Source organism: Tardiphaga sp. 839_C3_N1_4, from assembly GCF_051811045.1.
Classification (GTDB): domain Bacteria; phylum Pseudomonadota; class Alphaproteobacteria; order Rhizobiales; family Xanthobacteraceae; genus Tardiphaga.
Genome location: NZ_JBPWQD010000001.1, coordinates 5,449,817 through 5,465,151, shown reverse-complemented (window position 1 = coordinate 5,465,151; position 15,335 = coordinate 5,449,817). Strand labels below are relative to the sequence as shown.

General features: G+C 62.2%; 14 protein-coding genes. 5 read left to right on the top strand and 9 right to left on the bottom strand.

What is annotated here, in order from left to right; all coding sequences use genetic code 11:
- Nucleotides 1-21 precede the first annotated feature (21 nt).
- The 8 genes from AB8A38_RS26200 to AB8A38_RS26165 are packed head-to-tail and all read right to left on the bottom strand — an operon-like array spanning nucleotide 22 to nucleotide 9,182.
- On the bottom strand, nucleotides 22-996 hold the full coding sequence (locus AB8A38_RS26200; protein WP_439087906.1) for an ABC transporter permease: 975 nt from the start codon (nucleotides 994-996) through the stop codon (nucleotides 22-24).
- On the bottom strand, nucleotides 993-1,943 hold the full coding sequence (locus tag AB8A38_RS26195) for an ABC transporter permease (protein ID WP_439087905.1): 951 nt from the start codon (nucleotides 1,941-1,943) through the stop codon (nucleotides 993-995). The genes AB8A38_RS26200 and AB8A38_RS26195 overlap by 4 nt, the downstream gene beginning before the upstream one ends.
- Nucleotides 1,936-3,474, bottom strand: a complete 1,539-nt coding sequence (locus AB8A38_RS26190; RefSeq protein WP_439087904.1) for a sugar ABC transporter ATP-binding protein — start codon at nucleotides 3,472-3,474, stop codon at nucleotides 1,936-1,938. The genes AB8A38_RS26195 and AB8A38_RS26190 overlap by 8 nt, the downstream gene beginning before the upstream one ends.
- Complete coding sequence (locus AB8A38_RS26185; protein WP_439087903.1) at nucleotides 3,471-4,871, bottom strand: FAD-linked oxidase C-terminal domain-containing protein; 1,401 nt, start codon at nucleotides 4,869-4,871, stop codon at nucleotides 3,471-3,473. The genes AB8A38_RS26190 and AB8A38_RS26185 overlap by 4 nt, the downstream gene beginning before the upstream one ends.
- A 59-nt stretch (nucleotides 4,872-4,930) precedes the next feature.
- Nucleotides 4,931-5,815, bottom strand: coding sequence for an intradiol ring-cleavage dioxygenase (locus AB8A38_RS26180; protein ID WP_439087902.1), 885 nt, complete (start codon nucleotides 5,813-5,815; stop codon nucleotides 4,931-4,933).
- 9 nt (nucleotides 5,816-5,824) lie between these two features.
- On the bottom strand, nucleotides 5,825-6,742 hold the full coding sequence (locus AB8A38_RS26175) for an NAD(P)-dependent oxidoreductase (RefSeq protein ID WP_439087901.1): 918 nt from the start codon (nucleotides 6,740-6,742) through the stop codon (nucleotides 5,825-5,827).
- Nucleotides 6,739-8,106 (bottom strand): amidohydrolase family protein, encoded by a 1,368-nt coding sequence (locus AB8A38_RS26170; protein ID WP_439087900.1) that lies wholly within the window; start codon nucleotides 8,104-8,106, stop codon nucleotides 6,739-6,741. The genes AB8A38_RS26175 and AB8A38_RS26170 overlap by 4 nt, the downstream gene beginning before the upstream one ends.
- Nucleotides 8,103-9,182, bottom strand: a complete 1,080-nt coding sequence (locus AB8A38_RS26165) for a maleylacetate reductase (protein WP_439088611.1) — start codon at nucleotides 9,180-9,182, stop codon at nucleotides 8,103-8,105. The genes AB8A38_RS26170 and AB8A38_RS26165 overlap by 4 nt, the downstream gene beginning before the upstream one ends.
- A gap of 192 nt (nucleotides 9,183-9,374) precedes the next feature.
- Between AB8A38_RS26165 and AB8A38_RS26160 the strand changes: the two genes are divergently transcribed.
- Nucleotides 9,375-10,517 (top strand): LacI family DNA-binding transcriptional regulator, encoded by a 1,143-nt coding sequence (locus AB8A38_RS26160; RefSeq protein ID WP_439087899.1) that lies wholly within the window; start codon nucleotides 9,375-9,377, stop codon nucleotides 10,515-10,517.
- 90 nt (nucleotides 10,518-10,607) lie between these two features.
- Here AB8A38_RS26160 and AB8A38_RS26155 read toward each other — a convergent pair whose 3' ends face one another.
- Nucleotides 10,608-11,114 (bottom strand): MarR family winged helix-turn-helix transcriptional regulator, encoded by a 507-nt coding sequence (locus tag AB8A38_RS26155; protein ID WP_315843371.1) that lies wholly within the window; start codon nucleotides 11,112-11,114, stop codon nucleotides 10,608-10,610.
- 176 nt (nucleotides 11,115-11,290) lie between these two features.
- On the opposite strand from AB8A38_RS26155, the gene AB8A38_RS26150 reads away from it, so the two are divergent.
- From AB8A38_RS26150 to AB8A38_RS26135, 4 genes are read left to right on the top strand one after another with little or no spacing between them, the layout of a single operon-like run.
- Complete coding sequence (locus AB8A38_RS26150) at nucleotides 11,291-11,755, top strand: RidA family protein (protein ID WP_158550404.1); 465 nt, start codon at nucleotides 11,291-11,293, stop codon at nucleotides 11,753-11,755.
- 56 nt (nucleotides 11,756-11,811) lie between these two features.
- Nucleotides 11,812-13,383, top strand: a complete 1,572-nt coding sequence (locus tag AB8A38_RS26145) for a sugar ABC transporter ATP-binding protein (protein WP_439088610.1) — start codon at nucleotides 11,812-11,814, stop codon at nucleotides 13,381-13,383.
- Nucleotides 13,380-14,357 (top strand): ABC transporter permease, encoded by a 978-nt coding sequence (locus AB8A38_RS26140; RefSeq protein ID WP_315843373.1) that lies wholly within the window; start codon nucleotides 13,380-13,382, stop codon nucleotides 14,355-14,357. Before AB8A38_RS26145 ends, AB8A38_RS26140 begins: the two co-directional genes overlap by 4 nt.
- Nucleotides 14,354-15,334 carry an ABC transporter permease gene (locus AB8A38_RS26135; protein WP_439087898.1) on the top strand — a complete coding sequence of 327 codons (981 nt, stop codon included), beginning with the start codon at nucleotides 14,354-14,356 and terminating at the stop codon, nucleotides 15,332-15,334. Before AB8A38_RS26140 ends, AB8A38_RS26135 begins: the two co-directional genes overlap by 4 nt.
- Nucleotide 15,335: the final 1 nt, after the last annotated feature.

Below are 15,335 nucleotides of genomic sequence, written 5' to 3'. Positions count from 1 at the left end.
TTTGTTTTTAAGATCGAACACTTACGCCGCACGGCGCCGTGTTTTCATATCCAGCCATACTGCCAGAATGACGATGACGCCGGTTACCAGTGGCTGCCAACTCGCGTTAACCGACAACAGGTTCATGCCATTGAGGACCAGGGTCAAAATGAGTGCGCCGACGAACGTACCGAACACCGTTCCGAGACCACCGAACAGCGAGGTGCCCCCGATCAGAACCGCGGCAATCGCCGGGAGTGTCAGACTTTCGCCGATGTCGGCCTCGGCAGAGTTTAGTCGCGCAAGAAAGATGATCGAGGCGAGCCCAGCCATTGCACCCGACACTGTGTAGACGAGCAGAAGGCGGCGAGCGACGGGAATGCCTGACAACCGCGCGGCAACCGGGTTGGCGCCGATGGCATAGATTTCCTGTCCCCACGTGGTGCGCTGCGCGAAAATGGTTCCGATGGCGAGGAAAACCAGCAGCAGATAGACCGGGATCGGAAGACCGAGAAAATAGCCACTGCCGATCTGGCGAAAGCCAGCCGGGAAGCCGTGCATGGTCTCTCCGCCCATGTACCAGTAAGTGATGCCGTGCAGCACCCACAGCATCCCGTAGGTCGCAATGAAGGATGGGATCCGAAGCGCCGTCACCATCACGCCGTTCAGCATCCCCACCGCGCCACCGACGCCGATACCTGTCAGCCCCCCCAAGGTCGGTGAACCCGTCTGGTGGATCACCGTTCCGGCAATGCAGGCAGAAATAGCGACATTGGCACCAATCGAAAGGTCGAGGCCACCTGTCAGCACGACCAGGGTCAGGCCCGACGCAATGAAGAACAGCAGACTCGCCTGACGCAGGACGTTGAGAATGTTGCCGAGACTGAAGAACGAGTTAGTCAGGATGGTCAGCGCCGCACAGATCAGAAACGCGGCAAGCAGGCGATAGAACACCTGGATCATCTCGTCGGAGAGCAACATTCGCCCGCCTGTGATCGGCTTTGAGATATCGGTCATGATCGGCTCCGCAATCCATCGACGAACAAGGCTGCAATTACCAGCAAGCCGACGCTTGCCACCTGGATCGAAGACGGCAGCGCCAGCAGATTCAATCCGTTGCGCAACACACCCACCGTGACCACCCCGAGCAAGGTGCCGAGCAGCCAACCATTGCCGCGTTCGAACGACGTGCCGCCGACGGCAACCGCGGCAATGGCATCGAACTCAAGACCGAGGCCAGCGGTCGGATGCCCGGAGTTCATCCGCGCGGTCATCAGGAGACCGGCCAGACCAACCATGGCGCCGCCGAGCGCGTAGACGAGGATCAGCAAGCGTCGGGCCGAGATGCCGGCGAATTTCAGCGCTTCACGGTTGCCGCCGAGCGCGAAAATGTAAGTCCCGAAACGCGTGTGGTAGAGCAATCCGTGGAAGGCAAGGTAGCTTCCCAGTCCCAGTGCGATCGGAAGCGGAACGCCGCCGAGCGTCCCGGAATAGACGCCGCGGACGGCGGCCGGCATGCCGACGACGCTCTGGCCATCGCTGACGATCAGCGAGAGCCCCTGCGCCATCCCGAGTGTGCCCAGCGTGGCGACAAAGGGAGGAATACCGACGACGGCCACCAGCCAGCCGTTGATCGTCCCGAACACGATTCCGACAGCCAGAGCCGCAAGCAGGCCAAGCAGCAACGAGCCAGTGGCCAAGGCGACAATGGCGACGATCAGCGAGGTCAGCGTCAACACTGCGCCCATCGACAGGTCGAGACCTTCGGTCATGATGATCAGCGTCATCGGCAGCGCCAGCATCAGCAGGATCGTCGATTGGACGAGCACGTTGGAAATATTCGGCACCGTCAGGAAGCCGGGCGTCATCAGGCTGAAGACAACACATAGCAGCACCAGCATGACGGCAACGCCGGGAATCCGCTGAAGCGGATTGGTGTTTAGTACCATCGCTTGTTCACGCATGATGCATCCCCAGCTTCACGATGTTTTCCTCACTCAGTTCGTGGCGAGCCAGTTCACCCGCGATCCGCCCGTCGCACATGACATAGGCGCGATCGCAGACGTGGCAGATTTCTGCCTGCTCCGACGAGATCATCAGCGCGGCGGCACCGTCCGCGACCAGTCGGTCGATGAGCGCGAAGATCTCGGCTTTGGCCCCGACGTCGATGCCCCTTGTCGGTTCGTCGAAGATGAACAGCTTGGCGCCGGCCGCCAGCCATTTCCCGATGACGACCTTCTGCTGATTACCGCCGGACAGAAGACCGACGGCCTGCTTGTCCGATGGCGTCACGATCCTCAACTGCCGGATCAGATCATTGGCAACCTGCCTGGATTTCCCGTAATCGAAGAAGCCACGCGGAAAGATCTTGCGTAGCGCGGAAACGATCAGGTTGTCTCCGACGGAGCGGATCAGAGCCAGACCTTCGGCCTTGCGGCTTTCCGGAATCAGCGCGAGCCCCAGTCTGGCCGCTTCGTCCGGACCGCCGGATTTCTCCTGACCGTCGAACAAGATCTGCCCCGCGGTCGCCCTGTCGGCTCCGAAAATGGCCCGCACCACTTCGGTGCGCCCCGAGCCGACCAGCCCGCACAGCCCGACGATCTCGCCTTGCCGCACCACCAGGTCGATGCCCGCAATGCCCGAGGCAGAGGAGAGACCCTTCACCTCAAGCATGACCTTGCCGGGCGCCTGGGCGAAGGTCCGTGGATAGCTCATATCGACGCTGCGACCGACCATCATCCGGACCAGATCGTCCGATGACACGGCACCGGGTTTCACCTCATCGATACGACGCCCATCGCGCAGCACGGTGATGCGGTCGCCGAGCGAGAACACCTCCGCCATGCGGTGCGAGATGTAGATGATGGCAACGCCATCCGCCTTGAGCCGCGCGATCAGCGCAAACAGCAATTCCGTCTCACGATCGGACAACGCCGCCGTCGGCTCATCCATCACGAGAATTCGCGCGTTCTGGCTGATGGCCTTCGCAATCTCCACCATCTGCTGCTGGGCAACGCCCAGCTTCTCGATCCGGATCGCCGGGTCGATGTCGAATCCAATCGAATCCAGCACGCGTCTGGCATCAGCCAGAATTTTCTTGCGGTCGATGGTGCCGGGAATACGGCCAGCAGGCTCACGTCCGAGGAAGATGTTCTGCGCGATGTCGAGATAGGGGACGAGCGAGAATTCCTGGAAGATGACGGCGATGCCGAGCTTCTGCGCATCGGCTGGCGACGCGATCTCGACTGTCTCGCCATTATAGTGGAACGAGCCGCTATCGGCGCGATAGGCCCCGCACAGCACTTTCATAAGACTCGATTTTCCTGCTCCGTTCTCGCCGAGCAGCATATGCACCTCGCCTGGCCAGACCGAGAACGACACATCGTCGAGTGCCTTCACTCCGGGGAATTCCTTGGAAATGCCGCGCAGTTCGAACAGCGGCGGCGCCGCTTGAACGATCGACACGGCAGCCTTGGACTGCGCGAGTTGCGTCATGCCAGCACCGGTGCATTGGGCAAGAAGATCTTGCCGGGGTTCATCATGCCTTTCGGATCGATCGAAGCCTTGATGCCACGCATGATATCGACGGCGGCGCCGAGCTCGTCCTGGAGGAATCCGATCTTGCCGGTGCCGATGCCGTGCTCGCCGGTGCAGGTGCCCTCCATCGCGATCGCCCGCGCCACCAACCGCGCATGCAGCGCCTTGGCGCGCGCGACTTCGTCGGCATTGTCCTGATCGATCAGGATCAGCAGATGGAAATTCCCGTCGCCGACATGGCCCACCACGGGCGCGATCAGTCCGTTGGCATCGATATCGCGGCGGGTTTCGGACAGGCATTCCGTCAGCCGTGAGATCGGCACGCAGACATCCGTGATCATGGCCTTGGCGCCCGGCTTCAGGCTGAGACCCGCATAGAGCGTGTTGTCGCGGGCATGCCACAGCTTCGTCCGCTCTTCAGCGGCCCGCGCCCACTGGAAGCCCTGGCCGTCATGTTCGGCGGCGATCGCCTCCGCCAATTCGGCCTGCTCTGCGACGCTCGCTTCGGTGCCGTGGAATTCGAAGAACAGCGTCGGCGCCTCTCGATAACCGAGCTTGGAATAGCCGTTGATGCCGCGCATCATGACTTCATCCAGCAGCTCCATCCGCGCGACCGGGATGCCCGACTGGATCACTTCAATTGCGGCATCGATCGCCTGATCAAGCCGGCCGAAACTGCAGACCGCGGACGAGATCGCCTGCGGCCATGGATGCAGCTTCAGGGTAATTTCGGTGATCACGCCGAGAGTGCCCTCGGAACCGACGAACAGCCGGGTGAGATCGTAGCCGGCTGACGACTTGCGGGCGCGCTGGCTGGTGCGGATCACCCGCCCATCCGGCAACACGACTTCGAGCGCCAGCACATTGTCCTTCATGGTGCCGTAGCGGACGGCCATGGTTCCGGACGCACGCGTCGAGGTCATGCCGCCGATCGATGCATCGGCGCCGGGATCGATCGGAAAGAACAATCCGGTATCACGCAGATGCGCGTTGAGTTGCTTGCGCGTGATGCCGGGCTGCACGACGACATCGAGGTCTTTGTCATGCACCTGCAGCACGCGGTTCATCCGCGCAAAATCGATACAGACGCCGCCAGCCACCGATGCCGCATTGCCTTCGAGCGAGGTGCCCGCGCCGAATGGAACGACCGGCATGCCGAGTTCGCCGCAGAGCTTCACGATCTCAGCGACTTCCTGCGTGGTCTCCGGAAACACCACGACATCCGGTGGACGACTGGCATGATAGGCCTCGCTGCGGCCGTGATCATCGAGCACACCGCGCGCAATTGTCGCGCGCGCCCCAATGATCTCATTCAGACGGACCACGGCCGTCTCGGCGCTCACTGGCGCTCCCATAGCATCCTCCCCTTCCATATCAGCGCTCAGGCTCTGCGGCCTGTGATGCGCATTGTTAGCTAGACAGCATGCGCCTTATTGGCGTCTGGCTTCAAACCGAAATCGTAATTCAAATGATAGTAAGGCGTGTTCTGCATGCGCCCGTCAGGAGCTTCGCCGGCACCTTTCCGCGCGAATTCGCGAATGAGCGTATCCTTGACGCCGAAGACGACGTCGGAGTCGAGATACTTGTCGCCCGCGACAAACACATGCGTCACCAGTTGCTCGAAGCCAGGCGCCGAGATCATGAAGTGAACATGGGCAGGCCGCCACGGATGACGCCCCTGAGCCGTGAGCATATCGCCGACCGGCCCGTCATGGGGGATCGGATAGGCCGCCGGCTTGATCGACCAGAACCGAAAACGGCCCTCGGCGTCAGCGTGAAACCGCGCGCGCATTGCAAGATCGCCGATCTTGTCGAGCTGCTGGACGTCATAATAGCCGTCATCGTCCGAGTGCCAGACGTCGATTGTCGCATTAGCAATCGGCTTGCCGTCAGGTGTGGAAACCGATCCCGTCACGATCATCGGATCGCCCTCCAGGCCGCCGGAGATGTCTTCGCCAAGCTTTTTCTCCGGGGCTGCCTGAACGAAGAACGGCCCGAGCACGGTCGTGTCCGTCACGCCTTTCTCGGCGCCATGATTGATCGCATCGACCAGCATCGACACTCCGAGCGTATCCGAAAGCAGGATGAACTCCTGGCGCTTATCGTCGCACATGTGACCGGTGCGCGTCAGGAATTCGATGCCTTGCTCCCATTCCCTCTGGGTTGGCCGAACCTCCCGGACGAAGGCATGCAGATGGCGTACCAGCGCCTCGCTGATCTGCCTGATCCGCGGCTGGCCAGCATCCGTGATGCGATCCAGTACGGCGTCGGTAATGGTGTTCTCGTTGAAATTCCGCATGGCCTCCCCTCACCCAAGCTTCGGTTCGCCGAGACCCGACAGTCGCTCGACATGGCGCACAGTGGCGATGAAGTCGGATTCACCATCTCCCTGTGCAACAAGCGATCCGTAGATTTCCCGCACCTGCGCTGCGAGCTGCAGCGGCACGCCGACGTGATGACCGGCGCCGATGATGAGGTCGAGATCCTTGGCCATCTGCCGGCACGAAAAGGTGGATTCGAAGTTGCGCGTGGCAAGCGGCGGCGTCTTGTACTTGACCATCGGCGAAGCGACCGCGCTGTCGTCCAGGACCTTGAGGATATCCGGCCAGGAGATGCCGCCCTTGCGCGCCAGCGCGAGGCTTTCGGCCATCATTCCCGCGGACACCGCGATCATCAGGTTGACCGCGAGCTTGGCAAATCGCGCCTCTTCAGCCACGCCGAGATAGGTTTGCGCGCGCGTGAACGTCGCCAGCACCGGCTGAACCGCATCGAACGCGTCGCGCGGTCCCGACACGAAGCAGGTCAGCGCGCCGGTATGCGCGATCGCTGCATTGCCGGACACAGGCGCGCGCAGATAGGCGACACCCGTTGCTTCCGCCGCGATGCCGACCTCCGCTGATATTTCGGCGCTGACCGTGCTGGTCTCGATCAGAACCGCACCACGTGTCAGCTTGTTCAGCAGGCCGTCTGGTCCGAGCACCACGGAACGCAACGCCGCATCATCGGGCAGCGATGTGAAGATGATCGAGTGGTTTGCAGCGGCGCCTGCCGCGGAGTTCGCCGTCTGAAGCCCAAGCTGCTGCGCCAACGCCATGCGCTGCTGGCTTGGGTCGTAACCGGTGACACGAACACCGGCCTCCACCATGCGGCCGGCAATGGGCAAGCCCATCTTGCCAACACCGATCCAGGCTACCGCCTGTGCTTGATCTTTGGACGGAGTTGTCATGCCGCTTTCTCCTGACGTTCGATCTCAGAGACGATGCGCATGCCTGATCGCTCGAGCTCATTCTTTTTGTGGTCGAGGTTATCCGCCAGCAGGCGTCCGCCTCGCTTGCGCCAGATGCCGTCGATCATGACCGCCTCGACATTGGCGATGCTGGACTGCATCAGGACCGTCGAAACCGGGTCATGGACCGGCCAGAGGTTAAGGTCCGTGGCATTGATGACGACCAGATCCGCCTTCTTGCCCGGCGTGAGCGAGCCGATGCTGCTTTCACGCCCGAGCATGCGGGCGCCCTCGATGGTGATCCAGCGCAAGGCCTCACGCGTCGTGATTGTCGTGGCGGCCGGGATGGCGCCCGTGGCCCGCCGATTCTCGGCATTGTCCAGCGCGCGCTGCATCGACAGTGCGATGCGGCCCACGTTAAACATGTCGCCAGGCAGCACGGATTCCAGATCAACGCCGAGCGATGGCCGCGATCCCAGCTTCAACAGCCGCCCGGTGATCGGGTAGCCGTGGCCCTGATTCATTTCATTTTCTGGCGTGACCGAGAACGACACGCCGAGATCGACAAGCTGACGCAGCAGATCGTCGGGAAGATCGTTGCCGTGCACGATGTTGATGCCGGGACCGACGAGACCAGCTGCAATCAGTCTCGCCCAGCCCCCCGGCGTCTTGGCCGGGCCTCCGCCCTGATGCATCGAGGCAATCAGATCGAACTCACGCGCCAGTTCGAAATCATGGATGGCAACATCCATGGTCGAATAATGAGGACCAAGAATCGCAAGGCCGAGGGTGACGCGGTCGCTGCGGTTAGACAGTGCCCCGGCCAGGAAGCGCTCGACCTCGTGGCGCGGATGCGGAACTTCGGAGAAGTGCGGCTGCCCCGGCGCCGCCTCCGGTTTCGGCGAGCCGTGGAAGAAGGCAGCACGGATTCCGCTCTCCTTCAGCGCCGCGACGGCGCTATCACTGTGCGCAGGCGTTGGGTTGTTGTGACACCAGTCAACCAGCGTGGTGGTGCCGCAATTGATCTGGTTCAGCGCGCCCATCAGCGTACCGATATGAATATCCTCGGGACGGAAGACCGTGGCCAGTCCCGCATGCATCCGGCGGAAATATTCGGGAAGCGTCCAGTTCGCGGAGAAGCCGCGCAGGGCAGTCTGCCACGTATGCATATGCGCGTTGACGAGGCCCGGAATGACGACGCGGCCACGACCATCGACGATCTCCGCATCACCGGCATCGAGGCCCGGCCGGATGTCGACGACGCGATCGCGATCAATCAGCAGATCGGCCTGCGTGAGATCGCCGATCGTGTCGTCCATTGTCAGGATGGTGGCGGATTTGATGAGCGTGCGTGTCGCCGTCATCGCAATGCCTCCGCCGTGACCGGAAGATCGCCCGCCCAAGCCCGCGCGATCAGGTCGCGGATCGCATCGCGTTCCAGCGGCCGCGGATTCCAGTAGGCATTGCTGACGGCGAGGTCGGCGGCGCGCTCGATACCGTCCTTCGGCATTCCCAGGTCGCGCAGCGCGACTTTTGCACCAAGACCCTGCGTGAGATCGAACAGTCCCTGCGCGGCCTGTCCGGCGCCAAGCGCGCGCGCGACGCGGGCCGCTGCGACCGGTACAGCCGAAGCATTATAGGCCATCGCATGCGGCAGGATCACCGTGTGGGTTTCGGCATGCGGCAGATTAAATGTGCCACCCAGCGTATGACAGAGCTTGTGGTGGAGCCCCATGCCCACCGCACCGAGACAGGCGCCACACAACCACGCACCGCGCAGTGCGTCGTCGCGTGCCGCCGCGTCGTCCTCGCCAGCTGCAAGCTTCGGCAGCGCGCCCGCAAACAGCCGGATACCCTCTTCCGCCATCAACGACACGACCGGATTGGCATCGCGGGCATAGAGCGCTTCGACAGCGTGAGCGATGGCATTGACGCCAGACGTCACCGCAAACGCAGGCGGCAATGTGCGCGTCAGGTCGACGTCGTAGATGACCGTTTCGGGGAGTATCTTCGGACTCGATTGCGTGATCTTCAGCCCGTCGCGGGTCTCACCCAGGATCGGCGTCATCTCGGACCCGGCATAGCTGGTCGGCACAACGATCTGCGGCAGGTCGGTCCGCAGCGCGATCGCCTTGCCTAGCCCGATGGTCGACCCGCCGCCCACCGCGACGATGCCGTCGGCCTGCAGAGCCTTGACCTGCTCCATCGCAAGTTCGGTCACATCAACCGGCGTATGCATCACCGCGCCTGCATAGACCCCCGCCGCGCGATCACCGATCAGCATGGCAATCTGCTCGCCGTGAGATTTCTGCTGGGCTGTCGTCAGAACGAGCGCGCGCTTAATGCCGAGTCGGTCGAGCTCGGCGGCCAGATCTGCCAGCCGTCCCGAGCCGAAGACGACCCGCATGGGCGCCGCCTGATAGACGAAGCTCTCCACCATTTCCATCCCTGATCGTCGACGCCGTTAGCGCGCTTCTGCTGCATTGCACCAGGGCATGCAGCGGATTTTTCGCTACAATCATTCCCGTGCACACGTTTGTCAAGAAACTCTGCACACGTTTGTCAATTTGTGCAAGATGAGGCATTCTCACGAGATCGTCAGCGGACACGGCGATGCGCGCGAGCAGGCTGGATGGCGATGCCCAAGAAGATCAAAAAGAACTCATCGACGCAGCAAGACCGCACATCACGCAAGACGATCATCGATGTTGCGAAGTGCGCCGGCGTTCATTGGTCGACCGTTTCGCGCGGCCTCAATCCCGAGAAGCGTCACCTGATCTCGCCGGAGATGATCGCGCGCGTCGAGGCCTGCGCGAAGAAACTCGGTTATCGGGCGAACGCGATGGCATCGGCGCTTCGCACGCAGCGCTCTCGCACGGTTGGCGTCATCATTTCGAATCTGGGTGACCCCGTGCATCCGCCGATTGTCCGCGCGATTGAAGACAGTTTCGCCGAGATTGGATACGTCACCATCGTCGGCAATACCGACAACCATCCACTCAGGCAGGCCGCGCTGATCGATCGTTTCATCCAGCAAGGCGTCGAGGGGCTGATCGTAGCGACCTTCGAGCGAAACGATCCTGGTATCGCGGCCTGCGTCGAGGCCAACATCCCCGTGGTCGCAGTGTTTCGCGATCCTGAAAGCGAATTCATACCGAGCGTCCGGGTCGACGACGCGAAGGCAATGGAACTGGCGGTTCATCATCTCGCCGAACGTGGACACAGGCAGATTGCTCATGTCGGCGGCCCGCAAAACGTGTCGACGGGTTACCACCGCTATCGCGGTTTCCGGCGCGCCTGCAAAGCTCTGGCTCAAGACGGAGTTGTGCCCACTGCCGTCTTCGGTGAGGCCTTTACGGTCGAGGAAGGCGAGTTCGCCTGCGAACGTTTGCTGGCGGAGAACCCCAATATTACGGCGATTGTGGCCGGCAACGACATGCTGGCCGTAGGCTGCCTTCGGCACCTGAGAAACAGGGGCATTTCATGCCCCGGCAGCATCTCGCTGGTCGGCATGAACGACATGCTGTTCATGGACGCGATAGCGCCGGCACTGACGACCATCAGTACGCCGACTGCGGAACTGGGAACGCAGGCGTCTCACATCCTTATTGCGATGATCAAGGGAACACCGGTTCAAAACGATCGGATCGTGCTGAAGCCGGTTTTGCTCGCGCGGGATTCTGTCGCGGCAATCAAGCTGCCGACCAAGACACGTGCGTCAGATTTTTCTGACACGGCCAAAAGAGAAGTCAGAATACGGCACCGACAAAGCTAAGCGAAACTTGACGCACTCTGCGACGGTGGCATGGAAAAATGCCAGCGACTGATCTGAATTTGCCGAGAACGCGGGCTCAGAAGCGATCCGTTACAGATCTGGCTTTTCGACCGAAATCAGAAGTTTCCGCAGCAGCCGCGTGAGCGTTTGGCGTTCGTTGGCCGTCAGGACCTCGTCGACCGAACGGGACAGCTTGAAGTGCTGCGCAATCGCCTTATCGACGGAATTTCGCCCCTTGGCCGTAAGCGTGATCCGCGCACCGCGGCCATCTTCCGGATCCTGGCGCCTGACGATGAAGCCGTCCTGCTCGGCACGCCGTAGCCGCGCGGTGAGCCCGCCAGACGACAGCAGGCACTCAGCATAGAGGTCGGTCGGTCGAACACCGATACTGCTGTCGGCCTCGCGGCGGTAAATCGTCAGCAGCAGATCGAACAATTCCCAATTGAAGCCCTGCTCCTCGAGCGCCGGCTCGATGGCGCTGCGCATATGCACGGATAGCCGGACAATCCGGCCGACGACGTCGAGGTGACCGGCGTCGAGGTCGGGCCGCCGCCGGCTCCAGCCGGCAATGATCTCATCAATCGAATCGGTAGTCATGCTGATCAGCATATAGGCACGGGGCACCCAATATATGCAAATTCGTCTATCTTTGCGCCAAGATATTTTATCTTGACTAAAAGATAGTTTGACATCACGCTTCGTGACGGGTTGACCGGATGCCACCTCGCGAGAAGGTCACGAGGTTACCAACGCCCGCCATCGAGGAAATGATCATGACAGCCAAGCCGGCCTTTGCGACCTCGCCCACCAATCCGCACGTCAAGGAAATCCAGACGATGCCGGAGCGGAAGCCGGACATGCCTTATGCGCCAGCGATCCGTGTCGAAGTGCCCTGCGGCATGCTTTTCATTTCCGGAGCGACGCCCTCGCCGCTCTATCACAAGCATCCCCACGTTCTGGAGGAGCACGATCATCCGAATTCGATCGAGGACCAGACCCATCGCGCCATGCAGACGATCCAGTCGATCCTGGATCACGAAGGGCTGACCTGGACCGATATCGTCAAGGTGACGAAGTACCTGACCGACATCCGGGACCAGGACGGTATGGTGAAGGTGATGAAGGAATATTTCGGCGACTGGACGCCGGCCAGCACCACCATCTGCATCAACCAGCTCTCGACCCAGGGCGCCCGTGTCGAGCTCGACATGATCGCCGCCATTCCCGTGCAAAAATAGACCGGATGTGACCTCCCGCCGGCCCCGGGTCATCGGGCCAAACGAGGCCGACAATGATGCACGGCACTGAAAATCAAGATGAGCAAGGGGACCGTTCGCTGCACACCCCAAAGGGGTCTGCGTCGCGGGCGACCGGAAGCAAAGCCGATGCGCCGCTCCTGCGTCTGGTCGGTATCGACAAATCCTTTCCCGGTGTGCATGCGCTCAAGAACGTATCGCTCGACGTCTATGCCGGTGAGGTCCATATCATCCTCGGCCAGAATGGTGCGGGAAAGTCGACGCTGATCAAGACGTTGTACGGCGCCTATGCGGCCGATCGCGGCTATATCGAGATCGAGGGCCGGCGGGTCGCCGTCACCCGCCCGGCCGATGCCAGCGCGCTTGGTGTCGCCGTCATCTTCCAGGAATTCTCGCTGATCCCGTATCTGGACATCGCGCAGAACATCTTTCTCGGTCGCGAAGCCGCATTCAGTCGCTTCGGTCTCGTCGATTCCGCGGCCATGCATGCAGCCGCGCGCATCATCCTCGACGATCTCGGGCTCGACTACGACACCCACGCATATGCCGCCGATCTCGGCGTGGCCCAGCAGCAGATGGTGGAGATCGCCAAGGCGCTGTCGCAGAACGCGCGGGTGCTCGTGATGGACGAGCCGACGGCGGCGATCTCCGAGCGTGAATCAGATCGCCTGTTTCAAACCATCGCGCGATTGACGGAGAAGCGCGTCGCCATCGTCTACATCTCCCATCGTATGAAGGAGGTGCAGATGCTCGGCGATCGCATCACTATCCTGCGCGACGGCGCCGTCGTGACCAGCGTGCTGCGCGATCAGAAAAGCCAGGCCGAGATGGTCGGCGCGATGATCGGACGGCCGTCGGGATCGCAACTCGCACGGACGCCGCGCCCGCCCGGCGAGCCTGTCCTGTTCGCAAGGGATGTGAACACGGCCAAACTGTCGGACATCTCCATCGAAATTCTCGCCGGCGAGGTGGTGGGGCTTGCCGGCCTCGTCGGGTCCGGCCGGACTGAAGTGGTCCGGGCCTTGTTCGGCGCGGACCCGATCGCAAGCGGCGAGATCTCTCTGTTGGGATCGCGCGCGCCGGCCACACTGGACAGACGGGTGCGTGCGGGCATGGCCCTGCTCCCGGAAGATCGCAAGCGGGAGGGATTGGCGCTGCCACTCGATGTCCGCGACAATGCGACAGTCGCCTCGCTGTGGCGCTGCTTCGCCTCCGGCTGGTTCTCACCGGCCAAAGCAGAGCGGGACACATGCGGGCTGATCGCACAGCTCGGCATCGCCGCGCATGGCACGCGCCAGAGCGTCCACACCCTCAGCGGCGGCAATCAGCAGAAAGTCGTGCTGGCCAAATGGCTGGCGGCAGGGTCCAGGCTGTTCCTGCTGGATGAACCGACGCGCGGTGTCGATGTCGGCGCCAAGGCGGAGATCTATCGCCTGATCGATCAACTGGTCGATGGCGGGGCCGGTGTCGTCGTCATCAGCTCGGAACTGCCGGAGCTCGTCCAGCTCTGCGACCGCGCCTATGTCATGCGCGACCATCGCATCGTCGGGCATCTCGCCGGCGACCAGTTAACCGAGCGGGCCATCCTCGAACTGGCGGTGCATCAATGAGCATGATGATCCAGCTGCAGCGCAGGTCCGGCATGGGCCAGTTCCTCAGCGCAATCCCCGGCGCCGGCCTCCTGCTGATCCTGATGCTGGTGCTGTTCACGATCGTCAATCCGAGATTCGTATCCCAGACCAACCTCATCAATGTCGGCTTGCAGACCTCGCTACTGCTGATGCTCGCCCTGCCGATGACGCTCATCATTATGACCGAGGGCCTCGACCTGTCGGCCGGAGCTCTGCTCGGGCTGAGCGGCGTCATCGTCGCCGAGGCGCTTCTTGCCGGATGGGGCGTGTTCGCCGCCTGTGCGGCGACGCTAGCGGTGAGCATTGCCTTCGGGGCCCTCAACGGCATCCTGATCGCCTATCTGTCGCTCCCTGCTTTTGTCGTCACCCTCGGCACCATGGGGCTGATGCAGGGGATTGCGCTGGTGCTCACCAATGGAGATCCGGTCGGCGGTTTCACGCCTGCCATCGAAACCTTCTATCGCTCCCAGCTTTGGTTCATTCCGACACCGATCGCGATCGCAGCCGCCCTTTATGCCGCGCTGTGGCTACTGCTCTATCGCACTCGGCTTGGCAACTACGTGATCGCCATCGGCGGCAACAAGGACGCGCTGCGTCTCGCCGGCATTCGCGCCAATCTCGTCCACCTCGCGGTCTATGTGCTCGGCAGCGCGATCATCGGCCTTTCGGCGGTGTTGCTGATCGGACGCACCAATTCAGCGCATCCAACCGTCGGCATCGGCATGGAGTTCGAGGCGATTGCCGCGGTGGTGCTTGGCGGCACCTCCTTCGAAAAAGGACAGGGCTGGCTGTTCGGCGCTGTGCTTGGCGCGCTCGCCATCACCGTGCTGCGCAATGGACTCAACATTCTGTCCATCGACTCGTCGCTGCAGGTCGTATGCATCGGCATCCTGCTCATCCTCGCGCTGCTGATCGATCAGGCGCGCAAACAATTCGTGAGGCGTACGGCATGACGGTCCCGGCAACGCTCGATATTCGCCCATCGTCCCTGTCGTCTGACGCCGCGGCCCTGCTCGGCCGGTTCGTGCTGATCGCCCTGATCGCCGGCACATTGACCGCGGTCGATCCGGGATTCGCGTCGGTGAGCAATCTCCTGAACATGCTGCGACAGGCGAGCCTGCTGTTTCTCGTGGCGTCCGGCCTCACACTCGTCATTATTGGCGGCGGGCTCGATCTGTCGGTCGGCGCCAATCTGACGCTGTCGGCCTGTCTCGCCGCAGCCACGATCAAGACGACCGGCAACCCGTGGTACGGCGTCGCGGTCGCGATCGGCGCCGGCACGCTGATCGGCTACGCTAACGGGCTGATGATCAACCGCCTGCAGCTGCCGCCTTTCCTTGCGACTTTCGGCATGTTGTGGGTGGCGCAGGGCATCGCCTACTGGTTCATGGCCGGGCAGACGATCTACGGCATGCCGATGTCGTTTCGCTATTTCGGCACCGGCTTCTTCCTCGGCGTTCCGCTGCCGATCTGGATCACGCTTGTGGTCTGTCTCGCCTGCAGCATCCTCCTGCACCGCACGACCTTCGGCCGCGAGGCGTATTTCATGGGCGCCAACCAGACCGCCGCGGTGCTGTCCGGCGTCCCGGTCGAGCGTCGTCGGCTGCTGCTCTACGTGCTCAGCGGCTTGACGGCGGGCATCGCGTCTCTCGTCTATCTCGCACGCCTCAATGCCGCCGAGCCCGGAATCGGCGAGCCATTGCTGCTTCCTGCTATCGCCGCAGTTCTGGTCGGCGGCACATCCTTGTTCGGTGGCAACGGCAACATCGTCGGCACCGTGCTTGGCGCCATCCTGCTCACCATCATCGTCAACGGCCTCAATCTGCTGAATGTTGCAGCGACCTGGCACCCCTTCGTCAACGGCGCCGTCGTCCTGGTCGCCATCATTGCGGATCTCGTCATCAGCCGACGCCGATCAGGGAGCGGATAGA

Bases quoted from the DNA above. Each gene is read 5' to 3' on its own strand.
- AB8A38_RS26200 (WP_439087906.1), bottom strand. From the start codon at position 996: ATGACCGATATCTCAAAGCCGATCACAGGCGGGCGAATGTTGCTCTCC.
- AB8A38_RS26195 (WP_439087905.1), bottom strand. From the start codon at position 1,943: ATGCGTGAACAAGCGATGGTACTAAACACCAATCCGCTTCAGCGGATT.
- AB8A38_RS26190 (WP_439087904.1), bottom strand. From the start codon at position 3,474: ATGACGCAACTCGCGCAGTCCAAGGCTGCCGTGTCGATCGTTCAAGCG.
- AB8A38_RS26185 (WP_439087903.1), bottom strand. From the start codon at position 4,871: ATGGGAGCGCCAGTGAGCGCCGAGACGGCCGTGGTCCGTCTGAATGAG.
- AB8A38_RS26180 (WP_439087902.1), bottom strand. From the start codon at position 5,815: ATGCGGAATTTCAACGAGAACACCATTACCGACGCCGTACTGGATCGC.
- AB8A38_RS26175 (WP_439087901.1), bottom strand. From the start codon at position 6,742: ATGACAACTCCGTCCAAAGATCAAGCACAGGCGGTAGCCTGGATCGGT.
- AB8A38_RS26170 (WP_439087900.1), bottom strand. From the start codon at position 8,106: ATGACGGCGACACGCACGCTCATCAAATCCGCCACCATCCTGACAATG.
- AB8A38_RS26165 (WP_439088611.1), bottom strand. From the start codon at position 9,182: ATGGTGGAGAGCTTCGTCTATCAGGCGGCGCCCATGCGGGTCGTCTTC.
- AB8A38_RS26160 (WP_439087899.1), top strand. From the start codon at position 9,375: ATGGCGATGCCCAAGAAGATCAAAAAGAACTCATCGACGCAGCAAGAC.
- AB8A38_RS26155 (WP_315843371.1), bottom strand. From the start codon at position 11,114: ATGACTACCGATTCGATTGATGAGATCATTGCCGGCTGGAGCCGGCGG.
- AB8A38_RS26150 (WP_158550404.1), top strand. From the start codon at position 11,291: ATGACAGCCAAGCCGGCCTTTGCGACCTCGCCCACCAATCCGCACGTC.
- AB8A38_RS26145 (WP_439088610.1), top strand. From the start codon at position 11,812: ATGCACGGCACTGAAAATCAAGATGAGCAAGGGGACCGTTCGCTGCAC.
- AB8A38_RS26140 (WP_315843373.1), top strand. From the start codon at position 13,380: ATGAGCATGATGATCCAGCTGCAGCGCAGGTCCGGCATGGGCCAGTTC.
- AB8A38_RS26135 (WP_439087898.1), top strand. From the start codon at position 14,354: ATGACGGTCCCGGCAACGCTCGATATTCGCCCATCGTCCCTGTCGTCT.